Raw genomic sequence first — 18,025 nt, 5'->3', positions numbered from 1 at the left:
GCCGCTTCACTATGTAGGTAGCACTCAATAACATGAACTTAACGTTTTGAAAGGGGTATAGATAGAATGATCGAAATTGAGAAACCAAGAATTGAAACGATTGAGATCAGCGATGATGCCAAGTTTGGTAAATTCGTTGTAGAACCACTTGAACGCGGTTATGGTACAACGTTAGGTAATTCACTACGTCGTATTTTGTTGTCTTCTCTTCCAGGAGCAGCAGTAACTACTATTCAAATTGATGGTGTATTACATGAATTTTCAACTGTCGATGGTGTTGTTGAGGATGTAACATCAATCATTTTAAATATTAAAAAACTTGCTCTCAAGTTATATTCTGGTGAAGACAAAACGATTGAAATTGACGTAAAAGGTCCAGCAGTCGTAACAGCAGCTGATATCATTTATGATAGCGATGTTGAAATCTTAAATCCTGACTTGTACATTTGTACAGTTGCAGAAGGCGCACGCTTCCACGTACGCATGACAGCAAAATCAGGACGCGGATATGTACGTGCTGAACATAATAAACAAGACGATATGCCAATTGGTGTATTGCCAGTCGATTCAATTTACACCCCGGTTAGTCGTGTGAACTATCAAGTTGAAAATACTCGAGTGGGTCAAAAAAATATTTCTGACAAATTAACACTTGATGTTTGGGCAGATGGTTCGATTAGTCCAGAAGAGGCTGTGAGTTTAGCAGCTAAAATTCTTACAGAACATTTAAACGTCTTTGTAAATCTAACTGATGAAGCTCGTAAAGCTGAAATCATGGTAGAAAAAGAAGAAACTCATAAAGAGAAAATGCTCGAAATGACAATTGAAGAGCTTGATTTGTCTGTCCGTTCATACAACTGTTTGAAACGTGCTGGAATCAATTCTGTTCAAGAGTTAACAGATAAAACTGAAGCTGAAATGATTAAAGTACGTAATCTAGGACGTAAATCACTTGAAGAAGTGAAATTTAAGTTAGCTGAATTAGACTTAAACTTACGCCAAGATGACTAGTACTGTAACAAGGGAGGAAATGTACAATGGGTTACCGTAAATTAGGACGTACAAGTTCACAACGTAAAGCAATGCTACGCGACTTAACTTCTGATTTGATCATCAACGAACGCATCGTAACGACTGAAGCTCGCGCTAAAGAAGTCCGTAAAACGACTGAAAAAATGATTACTTTAGGCAAAAAAGGCGATTTACACGCACGCCGTCAAGCTGCTGAATTCGTACGTAATGAAGTCGCTTCTGTTAAAGAAGAAGGCGAAGATATCGTTGTTCAATCAGTTTTACAAAAATTGTTTAGTGATGTTGCTCCACGTTACGCTGAGCGTCAAGGTGGATACACACGTATCATGAAAACTCAACCACGTCGCGGCGATGCTGCACCAATGGTTATTATTGAATTAGTTTAATTTTCATTCACTACTAGAATGACGAGTTGCCGCGTTTATTCTAGAACAGGTTCAAAATTAAATTTGTTTCACTTTTTAGATGTATGCAAAGAGTGTTATGATGATGGGATCAATGAAAATTGGTTTCCAAGTCTAGCTCGAAACTTCTCCTGACTTGAGATTGCTCATTCAGGAGAGGTAAATTCATCAAAAGAAAGTGATTTTTTTTGTCTTAAGAAAGGAAACAAGTAGGTGGGGGTGTCCATATATTTGTTTCCTTTTTTAATATAAAAAATTGGTTGGATTGTAAAAACTAGAGGTTATTACTTGTAAAACGTTGAAAACATCTGAAAGATTAGCATAGAATGAAGTATTAAATACTAAAGTAATGTCTATTTCACAAAATTGAGCAATAAAATGGATGTTGACGTAAAAGTAGAACAACAAAAGTGTTTCACTCTTTCATGGAAACAAGAAATTAGCGATGCGAATAGGTTTTTAATGTACTTAAGTTTATTAAAATGAAAAAGAATGTAAAGTTCTTTTAAAATATGTCAAGACACCTCCGAAAATAGGTCAAGAAATGCTATACTATGAAGTAGTTTATTAAGAACGAATAAAAATAAGTTGGAAATCATCGAATTGCAATGAAACTTCTTTTTTGATAGTCTTAACTAAATTTGGTTTAAAAAAAGCTGGAAAAGAAACCACTCTTTTTCAGGATATAGAACGTGAGGAATGTTCAATGGATAAAATCATAACATTAAAAGAAATTTCTTATCAATATCATGAAACTGATGAAAGACAGGCATTAAATAATGTTTCTCTCTCAATTGAAGAGGGTGAATGGATCGCAATTATTGGCCATAACGGTTCAGGTAAATCAACTCTAGCTAAAACCATTAATGGATTGATAGCTCCCAGCCAAGGAGAAGTGACAGTTGGTGGTCTTGTATTAAGTGAGGAAAATATTTGGGACATCCGTGAAATGGTTGGAATGGTGTTTCAAAATCCAGACAATCAATTTGTAGGATCAACCGTTCAAGATGATGTGGCTTTTGGTCTAGAAAATCAAGGGATTCCTAGAGATGATATGATCGAACGTGTTAAGAGTGCAATCACGCGCGTTAAAATGGAAGACTTTATGGAAAAAGAACCGGCTCGGTTATCTGGAGGTCAAAAACAAAGGGTAGCTATTGCAGGAGTTGTAGCTTTACGTCCGCAGATCATTATTCTAGATGAAGCGACCAGTATGCTGGATCCGCAAGGTCGACAAGAAGTGCTGGCGACCGTTAAAGAAATCAAAGAAAAAGCGAATCTAACGGTTATTTCGATTACGCATGATATTGATGAAGCAGCAAATGCTAATCGCATCCTAGTGATGAAAAATGGCGAACTGGTACAAGAAGGATCACCGGAAGAGATATTCTCGTATGGAGACCAATTAATTGAAATGGGACTTGATCTGCCTTTTGCTGAAAAGCTGAAAAGCGACTTACGCGATCGCGGCATTGATGTTCCAGCTGAGTACTTGACTGAAGAAGGGATGGTGGACTGGTTATGGACATTACTTTCGAAAAAGTAGGCTATACCTATCAAAAAGGCACACCTTTCCAAAACCGGGCACTCTATGACATTGACTTACATATTAAAGAAGGTAGCTTTACTGCTTTAGTAGGTCACACAGGCAGCGGGAAATCGACTGTGCTGCAACATTTAAATGCATTAATGAAACCTAGTGAAGGTACAGTAACCATTGGAGACCGGATCATTACCGCACAAACAGATAATAAAAACTTGAAAAGTATTCGTAAAAAAGTAGGAATCGTCTTTCAATTTCCTGAATCCCAGTTATTTGAAGAAACAGTCGCAAAAGATATTGCTTTTGGACCTAAAAATTTCGGAGCTACTGAAGAAGAAGGACTTGAACTAGCTAAGCGTATGCTTCCAATCGTGGGCTTAGACGAGTCGTATTTAGAACGCTCACCGTTTGACCTATCTGGTGGTCAAATGCGACGTGTGGCTATTGCTGGCGTTCTAGCGATGGAACCTGAAGTATTGGTCTTAGATGAACCAACTGCAGGTCTGGATCCTCAAGGGAGAAAAGAAATGATGGACATGTTTTACCGCTTGTACCGCACACAAGGGATCACGATCATCTTGGTAACTCACCAAATGGACGATGTAGCGAATTATGCCGATCATATGGTGGTACTTGAAAAAGGAACTGTCATCAAAGAAGGCGCGCCTCAAGCAGTATTTAAAGACGCTGAGTGGCTTGAATCGAAGCAGTTAGGTGTTCCTTCTGCTGTTTCATTTGGAAGCCTCTTGAGCCAAAAAACAGGCCTTTTCTTAAATGAACTGCCACTAACAACAGGGGACTTAGCTGATGAGATTGCGAAAGCATTGAAACTGCAGTTAGTTGCAACAGAAGAAGGTGATGCCCAATGATGGATAAATTGATTTTTGGTCGTTACATTCCTGGAACCTCGTGGATTCACAAATTAGATCCGCGTGCGAAACTGTTAGGAACCATTATTTTTATCGGAATTATTTTCTTAGCGAACAATTGGCAAACGTATCTGCTCTTATTGGTCTTTGCTTTAGGTGCTATTCACTTGTCCAATATTAAACTCAGCTTTTTCATTAATGGAGTTAAACCGTTGATTTGGCTGATTCTGTTTACAGTTGTCTTGCAAGTCCTCTTTACGGGAGGCAGTACGATCTACTTTGATTGGGGCCCGATTATCGTCTCACAAGAAGGTTTGATTAACGGAGTCTTCATTTTTTGTCGATTTGTGTTGATCATTTTTATGTCGACCTTACTGACTTTGACAACGATGCCTTTATCGCTGACTGATGCCATCGAGTATTTATTGCGTCCGTTGAAAGTCATTAAAGTCCCTGTTTATGAAATTGCCTTGATGCTGTCGATCGCGTTGCGTTTTGTGCCAACGTTGATGGATGAAACGGAAAAAATCATGAATGCTCAACGAGCTCGTGGAGTTGACTTTGGCGAAGGAAATATCTTCCAACAGATGAAAGCCATCGTACCGATCTTGATCCCCTTATTTGTCAGCTCATTTAACCGCGCTGAGGAATTGGCTACGGCTATGGAAGCCAGAGGGTACAAAGGCGGCGAAGGAAGAACAAAATACCGCAAACTGGATTGGGTATCACGGGATACAGTAGCTATGCTGGTGTATGCTCTATTGACAGTCGGATTAGTTGTATTTAGAAATTGATGCACCAGGAAAAGAACCTTTCTGCTTGGTTGTGAAAGGTTCTTTTGCTTTTAACGAAATGAGAACAGGTTATTTTTAAAGGAGTCGAACAAATGGAACCACTACGCTATAAATTGATTGTTCAATACGACGGTACGCATTTTGCTGGATTTCAGATTCAGCCTCATGATCGTACCGTACAAGGCGAAATCCAACGAGCGTTAAAAATTATGACTAAAGGAAAAGAAGTGATCATCCATGGATCTGGACGAACAGATTCTGGCGTCCATGCAAAAGGACAGGTCATTCACTTTGACTACCCAATCGAAATCCCAGTCAAAAATATGCAGCGAGCATTGAACAGCTTGACCACTGATGAGATTTTTGTTCAGGAAGTCTCGCTTGTCGATGCTGATTTTCATGCCCGGTACAATACTAGTGGAAAGAAGTACCAATACCGAGTCGATTTAAACGCGATTCCGGATCCATTCAAACGGTTGTATACGTTGCACCATCCTTACCCAATTGATATGAAAAAATTAAAAGATGCGTTGAAAGACTTAGAAGGTGAACACGACTTTTCCAGTTTCTGTGCCAGCAACAGTGGCAGAGAAGACAAAGTGCGCACAGTATATGAAGCCAGTGTCTATGAAGACACATTTAATAATGAATTGGTTTTTACTTTTAGAGGAAACGGCTTTTTGTATAATATGGTTCGTATATTTGTAGGTACTTTGCTGCAAATTGCTAATGGCTTACGACCGGCAGATGAAATCCAACGACTGCTGGAAGTTAAAGATCGCAATCAGGCTGGTCCTACGGCTAAACCACAAGGATTGTATTTGATGGAAGTCTATTACGACTCTTCGAAAGCTAAAAAAGGCACAGATTATCAAGAAGACAGCGTACTAGGAGAGCAGGTGCAAGATGAGTTGGATCATTCGATTAAGTAAATTAAGTGATTACCCCGAACTAATGGCGATTGAAAATCAAATCTGGCATTCAGGCAATACGCCTAGTGTAACGACTTATGAAACAGTGGAAGACTATCAAAAGCATTTTGCTGTGGGATCACACTTAGTAGCCGAAGACAAAGAAACGCAAGAAATAGCAGGGCTCTTAGGCTTTCAAAAGCCTTCTCAGCTACCGGCTCACCAGAAGATCTGGAGCATTGATGTAGGTGTTCACCCATCTGCCCAAGGCAAAGGCGTTGGAACAGCTTTACTAGCAGCTATCAAGCCTTTAGCAGCTGAAAGAGGTATTCATAAACTCAGCTTGCGCGTATTAGCTACTAATCCGAATGCCCTTAAGCTCTATCAAAAGAGTGGATTTGAAATAGAAGGTCACTTAAAGGATGAATTTTGGATCGACGGTCACTTTGTCGATGATTTATTTATGGCTTATTTTATTCAGGAAAATAAGTAAAATAAAAAAGAATTCTTTCTTAGAAAAAATTTGACAAAAGTCAAAATTAAAGGTAGAATATTAAATGGTATTGTTTGCCACCACGATGAGCCCCGGAAACTTATTGTGCATTCAAACAAACAGATAAGAATATGGAGGAATAAAACGTGCGTACAACTTATATGGCAAAACCAAATGAAGTAGAACGTAAATGGTATGTGGTAGACGCAACTGATATCCCTATGGGACGTATGTCAAGTGTAGTCGCAGCTATTTTACGTGGTAAAAATAAACCAACTTACACACCAAATGTTGATACAGGTGACTTCGTTATCGTAATCAACGCTGACAAAGTGAAATTAACTGGTAAAAAAGCAACTGACAAAATCTATTCTCGTAACATCGATGGTAACCCAGGTGGATTGAAACAAATCTCTGCTGGTGACTTACGTGCTAAAGATTCTCGTAAATTAATCGAATTATCTGTCAAAGGTATGCTTCCTAAAAACACTTTAGGTCGCGCTCAAGGCATGAAATTACATGTTTACGGTGGAGCAGAACACAATCACCAAGCGCAACAACCTGAAGTATTAGACATCACAAACTTAATTTAAGGAGGGAATATCTATGGCACAAACACAATATATCGCAACAGGAAGACGTAAAAATTCAACTGCTCGCGTACGCTTAGTACCAGGTACTGGTAAAATCATCATGAACAAAAAAGATATCACTGAATACATTCCATTCCCGTATTTACACGAAGTTGTTAAACAACCTTTAGCTCTTACAGAAACTTTAGGTAGCTACGACGTACATGTAAACGTAAATGGTGGAGGATTCACTGGTCAATCAGGAGCAGCCCGTCATGGTATCGCTCGTGCATTGCTAGAAGTTGATCCAGACTTCCGTGGCCCATTAAAAGCTGCAGGTCTATTAACTCGTGACCCACGTATGGTTGAACGTAAGAAACCAGGTTTGAAAAAAGCGCGTAAAGCTTCTCAATTCTCAAAACGTTAATTTACTTTATATATATATCAAAAAGGAACTGCTTATATGGCAGTTCCTTTTTTATGCATAAAAATCTGATAATTTAATAACTCTCTGAGAACATGATAATTTCAATGTCGTTTGCCTTTCGCCCATTGGGGTTTAGAGTGATATAATAACCTTAGATAGATGTTCTACTAAAGTAATGACTTGTGCTGTGTCTACCTTAATTTTGTTTTGGATAAACTCAAACGTAAAACCTGAAATTTATTCGCTTTATCGATAAAGGGGTATAAAACAATGTTTTCCCTGAGTTTTAGTCTTTTACCACTTGACTGTTTTCGTAACTGACCCAGTCACTGTAGCCTCCTAGGTACAACCTTGGCTCCAATCCAGCTTCTTCCATAAACAACATATTTACTGTCCCGGTTATCCCAGATCCGCAGTGAACGATAATATCCTCATATTCTTCCAGAGATTTAAACTTTTCGTTTATATTGTTGTTGTCTATTATAGTACCTTCATCAACTAAATCCATCCAAGGATAGTTTAAAGCACTGGGGATGTGTCCAGGCAATTTATCTAATGGTTCCACTTGACCAGAATACCGTTCATAAGCTCTGGAATCGATTATTACTGTTTGTTCTAAGTCAACAGCAGCCTTTACTTCAGAGTGTTCTGCGATCATAGATTCATTTAAATTCAAATTTAAATCCCCAGAAGCTTGCGGCTCTGGAAAAACTATAGTAAGTTCTAACCCATTATCGACCCAATGTTTTATACCGCCTTCTAATAAAAACACCTTATCTTTACCAGCGTATCTTAACAACCACCATAATCTGCCTGCCATCGCCAGATCCCCGTTATCATAAATGATTACTGTAGAAGAGTCAGAAATACCCAGCTGCTTCATTTCCGTAATAAATACTTCCATATCTGGTAAAGGATGCCGACCGCCATGCTTGCTGACTTTTCCAGTCATTGTATCTTCTAAAGAGACGAACTGAGCTCTTTTTAGATGTCCTTTTTTATATTGATTATATCCGGCTTTTGGATCATTTAATTCTGCGCGAGCATCAAGTAAGATTAAGTTATCATTTGAATAATTTTCTAACAACCATGTTTGTGTAACGAAATTTTTCATAAAATCCTCCTGAATGAACAAATTTATTTAGAAAAATAAGAATAATAGATATGCTAAGATATTTTAATGATTAAGACCATAGAGAAAAGATGTTTAGAGAGTGTAAAATATTTTGTTACTTCATGTTTTATTATGTATGATTCAATGAAGATTGTAAAATTACATATTAGATCCTGAATAATTCATAGTTTTACTAATATTGTTTCTAAACATTGATTTAATAGTATTTAAAGCAACTTACTTCATCACCTATTAGGTGATGAAAAAAGAACCACTTTCTGATATGGTTAATTCACCACAAACAACCATAGAAAGGGGTTCTCTCAGTGGTTACCTTACAAGAAAATGCAGTGAAATTCAACAATAACTTAATCGTTTCTCATGATGGTGCTCGTTTATCAAGTGATTCTGGTTTGATTTTAATTGATGAACTAATGGATGCTTTCCAATTTACCCAGCTCTCTAAAAAGATTGTTCGATTTAACGACAGCCGTAAATATTGGACGCATACGAATCACAAGCTTTTAAAACAGTTAGTGCTGCAAATTGTAGCCGGTTATAGCACCGACTCTGCTGCAAATATTCTACAGCATGATCCGGTATTACAGACGTTATCAACTGATGAGCCGTTGGCTTCTCAATCATCCATTTCTCGATTCTATGATCGTGTAGTGGTCGAAACAATTCTGACGCTTCAAGTACTCAACCAGGATTTAATTGACAAAGCCCGTTTGGTTCGTAACCATACAAACATGATTATCGATTTAGACTCTACCCATTCGGATACCTTCGGTCATCAAGAAGAAACTGCTTACAACGCACATTATGGAACGAATGGCTACCATCCTTTAGTGGCATTTGACGGCTTGACTGGCGACTTTTTAAAAGCCAAGCTTCGATCAGGAAATCAATACACTACCAACGGGGTCAAAGAATTTCTTGAACCGTTATTGGCACATTATAACCAAACGATTCCAACCACTGATATTCTCGTTCGTGGAGACAGTGGTTTCGCGACACCGGATGTTTATGATTTATGCGACTTATACGAAAATCAGTATGTCATTCGGCTAAAGGCCAATAGGAATTTATATCGTTTAGCGGAAGAGTTTGTGTTCTATGATAATCATCATCCTTGGGATGAAAAAGAAGTCTATTATCATTCGGTTTCCTACCAAGCAGCTTATTGGTTCAAACCGCGTCGAGTGTGTATTCGTTCAACTCGAGAAGTAGGCGAACTCCTTTTTAAGCATTCCTTTATTGTCACGAATTTCTCAGAAAACATCTCAGCTAAAAGAGTGTTTGAAACCTACAATAAACGCGGTACCATGGAAAACTACATTAAAGAAGCCAAGAACAGCTTCTTCTTTGATAATACAGATAGTCCCAGATTCATTGAAAACGAGGCCCGCATGATGATTAGCCTGTTGGCGTACAATCTGGTTAACTTTTTACGCACCTTGTGTTTTGAGCCAAAATCGAAAGGACTCCAAGTGGACACAATCCGTTTCCGTCTATTCAAAGTGGCTGGAAAACTAGTCAGCACTGCAAGACAAATGTATTTAAAACTATCGATTTCTCATGTTTATCAGCGAGAGTTTTATGCCGTATTCAGGAAAATCCAAAGGATTCGGCAGTACATTTAAAGAACCTGATTTTTAAAAAGTTTAAATGGCCCAGGAAGAAGTGCGCCTAAAATTTGAGTTCAAAAAGTGAAAAGTCTCAAAATAATTAAGTAGACCGAAAAAAATAAATAATTAGGATAGAAAATGGAAAACGATAAAGAAAATATAACAGTATTGATAAAACAGCCTCTGAAATTAGAGGTATGAATTATTCAGGTATATTAAATATATCCTAAACTTTTAGGTTATATTTGAATCTTTAAGGAAATTAGGCAACAGATTCTTACAGAACTGCAACGCCACTTTTTTTTATTGAAAAAATTTGACTGAAATATTGACCTTTACGCTGCGTTATGCTGTACAATAAAAAGTGAATTTAATTGATACAAAGGAGCTGTTTAGAATGGTTGATAACAATACGATCATGAAAAACGGAAGATGCATTGAATGTGGTGCAAGAGAAACAGATGGCTTTTCCTGCTATGAAATGTTTCAATTTCCATTGATTTGGGAACACAATGACCCTGAATTGTATGACTTACACTTTTGGCTTGTCGCTAGTTATATGATTCAACACCCCTCTAACTATACAAAGAATGCATATAAACTTATGGTGGAATTATTTATTGATGCATATGATAATCAGTGGTCAACCGACTATATCCTTCGTAAAAATCGGCAGTTGGTTTCAAAAATAGATAAAATAACCAACCCTTTACCGAATATCGAAAGGAAACGCCAATATAGAAATTGGCCGATGACAATCGAAGGTATATACTTAGGCGGAGAAGAAAATGCAATAAATAATATCAAGGAATGGAGAAAGCACGTTCGAATCGATTTACAAAATAATGGTGTTTTTAAACCCTGAATAATTCATAATTTTTCTAAAAACGTTAATTAACGTTGTGATTATAGTACTTGTAATAAATTGCTTCATCACCCGTTAGGTGATGAAAAAAGAACCCCTTTCTGATATGGTTAATTCACGACAAACAACCAATAGAAAGGGGTCCTCTCAATGGTTACTTTACAAGAAACTACAGTAAAATTCAATAATAATTTATATGTCTCTCATACAGGTGGTCGTTTATCGAGTGATTCTGGTTTGGCACTGGTCGACGAATTCATGGATGCTTTTCATTTTACAGAGCATTCTAAAGACTTCGTTTCGTTTAAAGAAGACCGCCGCTACTGGCAACATGATAATCATAAAATCCTGAAACAATTACTTTTTCAGCTTATCGCTGGCTATAAAGCTGATATATCAGCAAATATCTTACAGCATGATCCAGTATTACAGACTCTTTCGACTGATGGTGTATGGGCTTCCCAGCCCTCTATCTCTCGATTTTTCGATCGATTTACTGAACAAACAATTGAAGATTTACAAACACTTAACCAAGTATTGATTGATCAAGCACGACTTATTCGTAATGATACCGATATGATAATCGATTTGGATTCTACACATTCAGATACCTTCGGTAGCCAAGAACAGACAGATTATAATGCCCATTATAGAACGAACGGTTATCATCCATTAGTCGCTTTTGATGGATTAACTGGTGACTTTTTAAAAGCTAAACTTCGTTCAGGAAACCAATATACTTCCAATGGAGTAAATACATTTCTTAAGCCACTCTTAGATCATTATCACCAAGCAATTCCTACGACAGATATCTTAGTCCGTGGAGATAGTGGTTTCGCAACACCTGAAATCTATGAATTATGTGAAGCCTCCGGTTGTGACTATGTGATTCGTTTAAAGAGCAATCGAAATTTAACTCGTCTAGCTGAAGAACTTGTCTACTACGATGATAATCATCCTTGGGATGAGAAAGAAACTTATTATCATTCTGTTTCATATCAAGCCGGCTCTTGGACTATACCTCGTCGAGTATGTATTCGTTCAACTCGAGAAGCTGGAGAGTTACTCTTTAACCATACTTTTATTATTACCAGTTTCTCGGAAAACATCATACCAAAGAGAGTTTTTGAAACGTATAATAAGCGAGGCACTATGGAAAATTACATCAAAGAAGCCAAAAACAGCTTCTATTTTGACAAGACGGATAGTCCACGGTTCATCGAAAATCACGCGCGTATGATAATCAGTGTAATAGCTTATAATATTATCAATTTTATGCGTACAATCTGTTTTGAAAAGAATTGGAAAAATCTTCAAGTAAATACCATTCGTCTTCGTTTATTCAAAGTAGCCGGAAAGCTAGTCAGCACTGCGAGACGGATCTATTTAAGACTTTCTAGTTCGCATGTTTATCAAGCAGAATTTTACGCCGTCTTGAGGCGAATCCAACGGATTCGATGTTATATTTAATAGATTTCATTTTTTAAAAAATATCCAGTGCCCAGGGATTCGTATGCCCAAAAATAAGTGTATAGCCCCTAAAAATCGAATCTCGATAAAAATGTTTTGTAAAATCCCAAAAAACATATAATTTTTAGAACCAATTCAAAATTACGACAAAAAATGTATTTTTAATCAAAAAATTTAGAAGTATGAATTATTCAGGTTAGATATTAAAAAAATAATTTAACAAATCAAGTAAACTAAAGTAACCTTTGTAATGACGCTTAAATATTTAAAGAATCCATCGTTTTTATTCCTTTCTTTGGTATAATAATTAAGATGATTTTTTATGGGAAGAGATGAGGTACATAGAGTCAACTCGTAAAAGAAAAAGTATGTCGAAAAGAATATACAGGCTTACAGCAGAAAAGCCTGTGTATTTCTTTTTGTGCATTGCAGTAAACAGTTACACGGGGTGGTAAGTTGTAAGAGAGTAAAGAAAAATATTCGTTATTAAGACAATCATTTAGTTGAAAAAGAAAAGAGGACATAGAATTGAACGAAAAAGAATACGATAAGAACAGCATCAAAAAAATCAAAGGATTAATCATTGGTATTCTAGTAATTATCTTATTGGTAGGCGGATTTTTAGTGTTTTTTGAAAAAATAGAAAATGGTTATGTAGGTGTTCGTTATTCAATGAATGGCGGAGTGAAAGATCAAACTTTAAGTCAAGGGGTTAAATTTGTAGGTCTGGATAAAGTAACCCAGTATCCTATTCGATTACAAACGGTTAAAGCAGAAAAATTAAATTTAGCAACAGAAGATGGAAAAGCTACACATGTATCTATTACATATGCCTATAAAGTAGATTCAAAAAAAGTTTCTGATGTATTTAAAGAATTTGGTAGTATTAATGTAGAAGACATTGAAGCCAATTGGTTAAAAGCACAATTGCTTAAATCTTCTCGTGCTGTAGTAGCCAGATATAGTTTATTGGATGTAACGGGATCGAAATCAACAGAAGTTCAGCAATCCATTTTAGAAGATTTCACTAAAGCAGTTGAACCAAAAGGATTTCTGGTAGAAGATGTTGCTTTTGGGGTACCAGATGTAGATGCTGAAACACAAAAATCAATTGATGAGATCATCAAAGCTGGTCAAGAAAAAGAAAAAGCTCTCTTAGAAGCTGATACAGCAAAAACAAAAGCGGATAGCTTAGCCTATCAAAAAGTAAAAGCAGCAGAAGCAGAGGCTGAAGCAAATAAAAAATTATCAGAATCCATTTCAGAAGAATTGATCAAGTTAAAAGAAGTAGAAGCACGTTTAGAACATGGTTGGGTTGAAGTACAAACAGGTGAAGCAATTGTTGATACTAATAAGTAGGTGATAAAATGATTTTCTTCTTAGGTAAACTTATTTTTATAACGATATTAGTAACTTTAGTAGTTTGTTTAGCACGTTGGCTGTTTAAAGCAGAGAATAAAAATGAAGATGATGATTTCAATTTTTAAGCATCTTCTTTAAACTATATTATTGAACATTTTAAGAAAGAGATTCTTGTGGTTACAAGAGTCTCTTTTCTGTTGCTTATCTTAAATTCCATTCTAATATAAATTACTGACATTTATTGGACAAATTATCTGCTCAATAAACAAAAATTTGTTTGTTACTTCACGATTTATCCTGTATTATTTAATGATGAATGTAAAACCAGATATTGTGATAGTGGGCAAAGGATATAGAAAAAATAATGGATTTAAGAAATAGTGTTGTCTTGAGAATGGATTAATCATTCTAAGAACTCACTAAGATAGAGAAAGAATCATCCCATTAAAGTAGTTATTATTCCTCTTATCTCACTGGAAGTATTTAGTGTTACACTAACAAGGTGGTGTGATAAGTGAATTCAAAAGAGAAAATGTTAGAGATCATTAAAAAGAAACAAGCAGGTGGCGGAAAGTCGAAACAAACCAACACACCAAAAAATGATCTTAAAAACATGCGAAAAGGTCCAAAGATATTTAATAAGTAAACCATGGTATATCAAAAAAGAGCAGCAGCTGAAATCAGCTGCTGCTTTTTTTGATACATCGAATTCTAAATTAAAATAGTTAAAAGATCAATTCAATACTTATACGATGACCTTCATTCCCAACATCACTCCTGTCCAGCTTCTAAATATCGATACAGGGTTACATCAATTGGTTCTAAAAACTTCAAAAACATCTCTACAACTTTTTTCTTTTTACCATTTTGAAGTGGTTTTTCTAACTCTATAATAGATTCTTTTACTGGTTTTACTTCTCCTAAATAATAAAATTCTGTTCCTTCGTTATCCGATTTCTTAGCAAAGACGCGTATATGCCATTTCTCAGCCTCCATTAATTTCTGCACTTCAGGAGAGGACATTGTTCTTGGAGATTTCGTGAACCACTTCATTGTGGAATAATCGATCAACTCATCTTCATAAGCCATTTGTGCTCCTGTGAAGTTTTCGCCTTTTTTCAGCGTTACGAAAATAACAAATTCGTCTTTGCTTGATGTATAGCCACCAACGTTCTGGTCTACCATTTGTTTGTCCCAATTTAACAAACGCAAAACTTCTTTTCGTTTGTATTTTTGGTAACGCGTTAAAAGTTCTGACGTAGAATAAGCTTTAGATTTAAGCAGCCCTGTTGCAAGAATATCCGACATCATATACGCAAAGTATTCATTTATTAATGCTTCTTTATACAAAGGAGACAAAAATACATTATTTTCTGCTCGTTCGATAAAAGCTTGTTTCTTATAAGTAGCTGCCATAGAACCAGTATAAAAGGACAAATCTAATGTATTCAGTACAGAATTTATCGTTTCTTCGTCTGCTAAAATCCCGTTCTCTATAAATAGCTGTTGGATTCCTTTTAAAGATAGACTATTTTCAGGTTCACTCATCATTTTTTCTAGCAATACTAATTCTTGTTTTCTTTTTCCTGGTAACCATTCTCTTGAAGCAATCATTAAGAATCGGTTTTCTAATTCAGAAAGTGTTCCTTCGCTTTGTTTTATACTGACTAGGAAATCGTAATAGCTTAATTTTTTATTGGCAACTAGCAAAGGATCAATCGTGTGTTGTTCTTCAAAATCTTTTAAGTAGGGCACCCGGCCAAGGCGATTATAAAGCAATTGGAATGATTTTCTTAATTCACTCATGCTATCCATAGAAGCTTGATTAATTGAAGAGAAAATTTGCTGTTTTGCAATTTTTTCAAAATTAATAGAAGAAATGCCTGAAATAAAGTTCGTGTCAAAAGTATCTTTGCGTAAATTATTTTTATCCCTAGAGACATCGCCGGATAAAGCCATTGGAATCATATAATTGTTTTTATAATTTCCGATAAAATCAATTACGGTAACGAATTCTTTTGAAGGATCTTTTCTTAATCCACGGCCTAATTGTTGCACAAAAATGATATTCGATTGGGTATTTCGAAGCATGACCACTTGATTAATTTTGGGAATATCAATTCCTTCATTAAAGATATCTACTGTAAAGATGTATTCAATATCGCCATTTTCTAACCGTTCAACTTGTTTTTCTCGCTCCTCAAGTGAATGCTCTCCTGTTAGATAAGTACTAGGATGTCCTTTTTGTTGGAATAGGGTAGACAATGTTTTAGCTTCCTCTTTACGACTACAAAAAACTAACCCTTTAGGAATGTTACCAGAACAACCATAATACTGGAGCTTTTCTAGTAAATACGTGACACGTTCTTCTTCAACCAAAATCTTCAAATTTGTTGATTCAGAAATCAATTCTCCGTCTTTTACATAATCGGTCACTCCAAAATAATGAAAGGGGGAAAGCATATTTTCTTCTAGAGCTTCTTGAAGGCGGATCTCATAAGCAATATTGTAATCAAATAACTCGAAAATATTAAATCCATCAGTTCGTTCAGGAGTAGCTGTCATACCTAGTAAAAAATCGGGCTTAAAATAATCGATTACGCGATGATAGGAAGAAGCACCAGCTTTATGCACTTCATCAATTAAAACGTAATCGAAGTGATCTTTAGCAAATTGATGCATAACCGCATCTTTTGAAATCGTTTGAATCGTAGCAAATAAATAAGTTGCTGTTATTTCTTTCTTATTTCCCGATAGAATTCCATAATCATCCTTTTGTTCTCCAAGAATTTCTTGAAAAACACTTTTGGCTTTGTTAAGAATTTGTTCTCTATGAACGATAAATAAAACGCGTTTAGGTTTAGCTTGTAAAACATCAAAAGCTGATAAATACGTTTTTCCAGTTCCTGTAGCAGAAATGACCAATCCTTTTTGGGCTCCAGTTTTCCGTAATTCTTTTAGATTGAATAGAGCTGCTTTTTGCATATTATTAGGATCAGGCTTAGTCACGATGTAAGGAGCGGGCTCATCAATAAGAGCTGGATCTTGGATTGTGCTGACTTCTTTGTAGTACGTCATTGGTTGATAAGTCTTTTTATAATCATGAACCCATTCTGAAGTTAATACTTGGGCCGCTTGCCATTCTTGCTCCATATGTAATTGGATGTCTTGAATCATCTGCCCATGGTCATAGGAAGTTAAACGGACATTCCACTCGTAGTTCGTCTTTAAAGCACTCATGGTTAAGTTGGAACTTCCGATGATAAAAGAATGATACCCTGATTGTTTAAATAGATATCCTTTGGAATGAAACCCTTGTTTTTCTGAAATGCGCACTTCTACATTAGGAAACTTTATTAAGTCTTCAAAGACAGCGGGCTGATTAAAGGCTAAATAAGTTGAAGTTAAAATTTTTCCTTTAATTCCTCGAGTATGTAAGTCAGCTAATTGTGTTTTTAGCGCTGCTAGTCCACCTTGAGTTAAAAAAGCCACTGAAAAAAAGAATTCTTTACAAGTATCCAATTCATTTTGCAACACATTTAGCATATACCGCTTTTTTTCCGTATCATTGATGATCATTTGAGGGTCATATAAAGAACCTTCAATTTTTTGGTCTATAAAAGCTTTTTTTAAAGAACGCTCTAACATATCTGTCATCGTATTGTTTCCATATCCATTAATTTCTCAACGGCTGGTATATCCGCTGGTGCCCATTCTAGTGTAGTCAATTCTTTAGGTGCTAGCCATTCTATAGCGATATGCTCCGTTAATTGTGGTGTGCCTTTTTTTAAAAAACAAATGAAGGTAGTTAAAGTTACCAAGCCAAAGTCATATTGATAACTCGTTTCTTCAAATTTTTCAGATTGCACTTCCACCTCAATCATCAACTCTTCTTGTAGCTCACGAATTAGAGCTTCTTGCGGTGTTTCTCCAGTTTCTATTTTCCCACCAGGAAATTCCCATAAGTAAGCTAACGATTTACCTTTGCCTCGTTGCGCACATAAAATTTTTCCGTTTTCTATTAAAATGGCGCCAACGACATTAATTTTCTTCAATAGATTCACTTCTTTCTTTACTGGTAGTAGTTTTACTTTATCATAGCACTCCTAGTCGTAAGTATGAAGTTAATTAGCAATCATAAATCTTCTCTACCTCGTTAAAGTCTAACTCGTGATGAAGAAAACTTTATATTTCCGTTAAATCAAAAAAATTGAAAGGCTACTAAAAATATCTACGCTTTGAATATGACTTTCATACAGTTAACCATTTTATAATTTGGAATTAAACTTGTAAATTAACACTAGAATAAATAACGCATACAATTTGTGCAAGAATTATCACAAATTGTATGCGTCACATTAAAAAAGGATACGTATAAAGAACTTAAATTAATAAACTTCAGAAAGCACTTAACCAATAGGGTGAACCCAAAATCGACACGTACAAGATATTAATTTTATTACATTTATGGTATGGATTATAAGTGTCGATTTAATAACTCAAGAATGAGGGATAAAATGAAAGTTGGTTATGCACGC

At 36.0% G+C, this 18,025-nt stretch carries 17 protein-coding genes; 14 read left to right on the top strand and 3 right to left on the bottom strand.

The window, feature by feature from the left end; all coding sequences use genetic code 11:
- Positions 1–66 precede the first annotated feature (66 nt).
- From BR65_RS09060 to rpsI, 9 genes are all read left to right on the top strand, one after another.
- Positions 67–1,011 (top strand): DNA-directed RNA polymerase subunit alpha, encoded by a 945-nt coding sequence (locus BR65_RS09060; protein WP_023179534.1) that lies wholly within the window; start codon positions 67–69, stop codon positions 1,009–1,011.
- 26 nt (positions 1,012–1,037) lie between these two features.
- Positions 1,038–1,418 (top strand): 50S ribosomal protein L17, encoded by a 381-nt coding sequence (rplQ, locus tag BR65_RS09055; protein ID WP_007722182.1) that lies wholly within the window; start codon positions 1,038–1,040, stop codon positions 1,416–1,418.
- 724 nt (positions 1,419–2,142) lie between these two features.
- The gene (locus BR65_RS09050; protein WP_034538745.1) at positions 2,143–2,982 is read left to right on the top strand and encodes an energy-coupling factor ABC transporter ATP-binding protein; all 840 of its coding nucleotides are present in this window, start codon (positions 2,143–2,145) and stop codon (positions 2,980–2,982) included.
- Positions 2,958–3,848, top strand: a complete 891-nt coding sequence (locus BR65_RS09045; protein ID WP_023179532.1) for an energy-coupling factor ABC transporter ATP-binding protein — start codon at positions 2,958–2,960, stop codon at positions 3,846–3,848. The genes BR65_RS09050 and BR65_RS09045 overlap by 25 nt, the downstream gene beginning before the upstream one ends.
- Positions 3,845–4,642: an energy-coupling factor transporter transmembrane component T family protein gene (locus tag BR65_RS09040; RefSeq protein ID WP_034537974.1), complete on the top strand. Its 798-nt coding sequence runs from the start codon at positions 3,845–3,847 to the stop codon at positions 4,640–4,642. The genes BR65_RS09045 and BR65_RS09040 overlap by 4 nt, the downstream gene beginning before the upstream one ends.
- A 92-nt stretch (positions 4,643–4,734) precedes the next feature.
- Positions 4,735–5,574, top strand: coding sequence for a tRNA pseudouridine(38-40) synthase TruA (gene truA / locus BR65_RS09035; protein ID WP_023179530.1), 840 nt, complete (start codon positions 4,735–4,737; stop codon positions 5,572–5,574).
- Complete coding sequence (locus BR65_RS09030; protein ID WP_034537973.1) at positions 5,549–6,046, top strand: GNAT family N-acetyltransferase; 498 nt, start codon at positions 5,549–5,551, stop codon at positions 6,044–6,046. Before truA ends, BR65_RS09030 begins: the two co-directional genes overlap by 26 nt.
- A gap of 146 nt (positions 6,047–6,192) precedes the next feature.
- Entirely contained in the window at positions 6,193–6,639 is a 447-nt protein-coding gene (gene rplM, locus BR65_RS09025) for a 50S ribosomal protein L13 (RefSeq protein WP_023179528.1), read from the top strand.
- Positions 6,640–6,652: 13 nt separating this feature from the next.
- Positions 6,653–7,045: a 30S ribosomal protein S9 gene (gene rpsI, locus BR65_RS09020; protein WP_023179527.1), complete on the top strand. Its 393-nt coding sequence runs from the start codon at positions 6,653–6,655 to the stop codon at positions 7,043–7,045.
- A gap of 286 nt (positions 7,046–7,331) precedes the next feature.
- Here the strand turns inward: rpsI and BR65_RS09015 are convergent, their stop codons facing one another.
- Positions 7,332–8,159, bottom strand: coding sequence for a sulfurtransferase (locus BR65_RS09015; protein WP_034537972.1), 828 nt, complete (start codon positions 8,157–8,159; stop codon positions 7,332–7,334).
- Between the two features lie 326 nt (positions 8,160–8,485).
- Here BR65_RS09015 and BR65_RS09010 point away from each other — a divergent pair, with 326 nt between their 5' ends.
- From BR65_RS09010 to BR65_RS14160, 5 genes are all read left to right on the top strand, one after another.
- Positions 8,486–9,805, top strand: coding sequence for an IS1380 family transposase (locus BR65_RS09010; protein WP_024635242.1), 1,320 nt, complete (start codon positions 8,486–8,488; stop codon positions 9,803–9,805).
- A gap of 382 nt (positions 9,806–10,187) precedes the next feature.
- Positions 10,188–10,655: a DUF5946 family protein gene (locus tag BR65_RS09005; protein WP_024635241.1), complete on the top strand. Its 468-nt coding sequence runs from the start codon at positions 10,188–10,190 to the stop codon at positions 10,653–10,655.
- 150 nt (positions 10,656–10,805) lie between these two features.
- Positions 10,806–12,125: an IS1380 family transposase gene (locus BR65_RS09000; protein WP_024635240.1), complete on the top strand. Its 1,320-nt coding sequence runs from the start codon at positions 10,806–10,808 to the stop codon at positions 12,123–12,125.
- 528 nt (positions 12,126–12,653) lie between these two features.
- Positions 12,654–13,484: an SPFH domain-containing protein gene (locus BR65_RS08995; RefSeq protein ID WP_226776535.1), complete on the top strand. Its 831-nt coding sequence runs from the start codon at positions 12,654–12,656 to the stop codon at positions 13,482–13,484.
- Between the two features lie 517 nt (positions 13,485–14,001).
- Positions 14,002–14,133, top strand: coding sequence for a hypothetical protein (locus BR65_RS14160; protein WP_034537971.1), 132 nt, complete (start codon positions 14,002–14,004; stop codon positions 14,131–14,133).
- A gap of 125 nt (positions 14,134–14,258) precedes the next feature.
- Here BR65_RS14160 and BR65_RS08985 read toward each other — a convergent pair whose 3' ends face one another.
- On the bottom strand, positions 14,259–17,144 hold the full coding sequence (locus BR65_RS08985; RefSeq protein ID WP_034537970.1) for a DEAD/DEAH box helicase: 2,886 nt from the start codon (positions 17,142–17,144) through the stop codon (positions 14,259–14,261).
- Positions 17,141–17,542, bottom strand: coding sequence for a (deoxy)nucleoside triphosphate pyrophosphohydrolase (locus BR65_RS08980; RefSeq protein WP_034537969.1), 402 nt, complete (start codon positions 17,540–17,542; stop codon positions 17,141–17,143). Before BR65_RS08980 ends, BR65_RS08985 begins: the two co-directional genes overlap by 4 nt.
- Positions 17,543–18,025 lie beyond the last annotated feature (483 nt).

This window comes from Carnobacterium inhibens subsp. inhibens DSM 13024, assembly GCF_000746825.1.
In the GTDB taxonomy this organism is placed as follows: Bacteria; Bacillota; Bacilli; order Lactobacillales; family Carnobacteriaceae; genus Carnobacterium_B; species Carnobacterium_B inhibens.
This window is presented reverse-complemented; position numbering and strand designations above follow the sequence as displayed.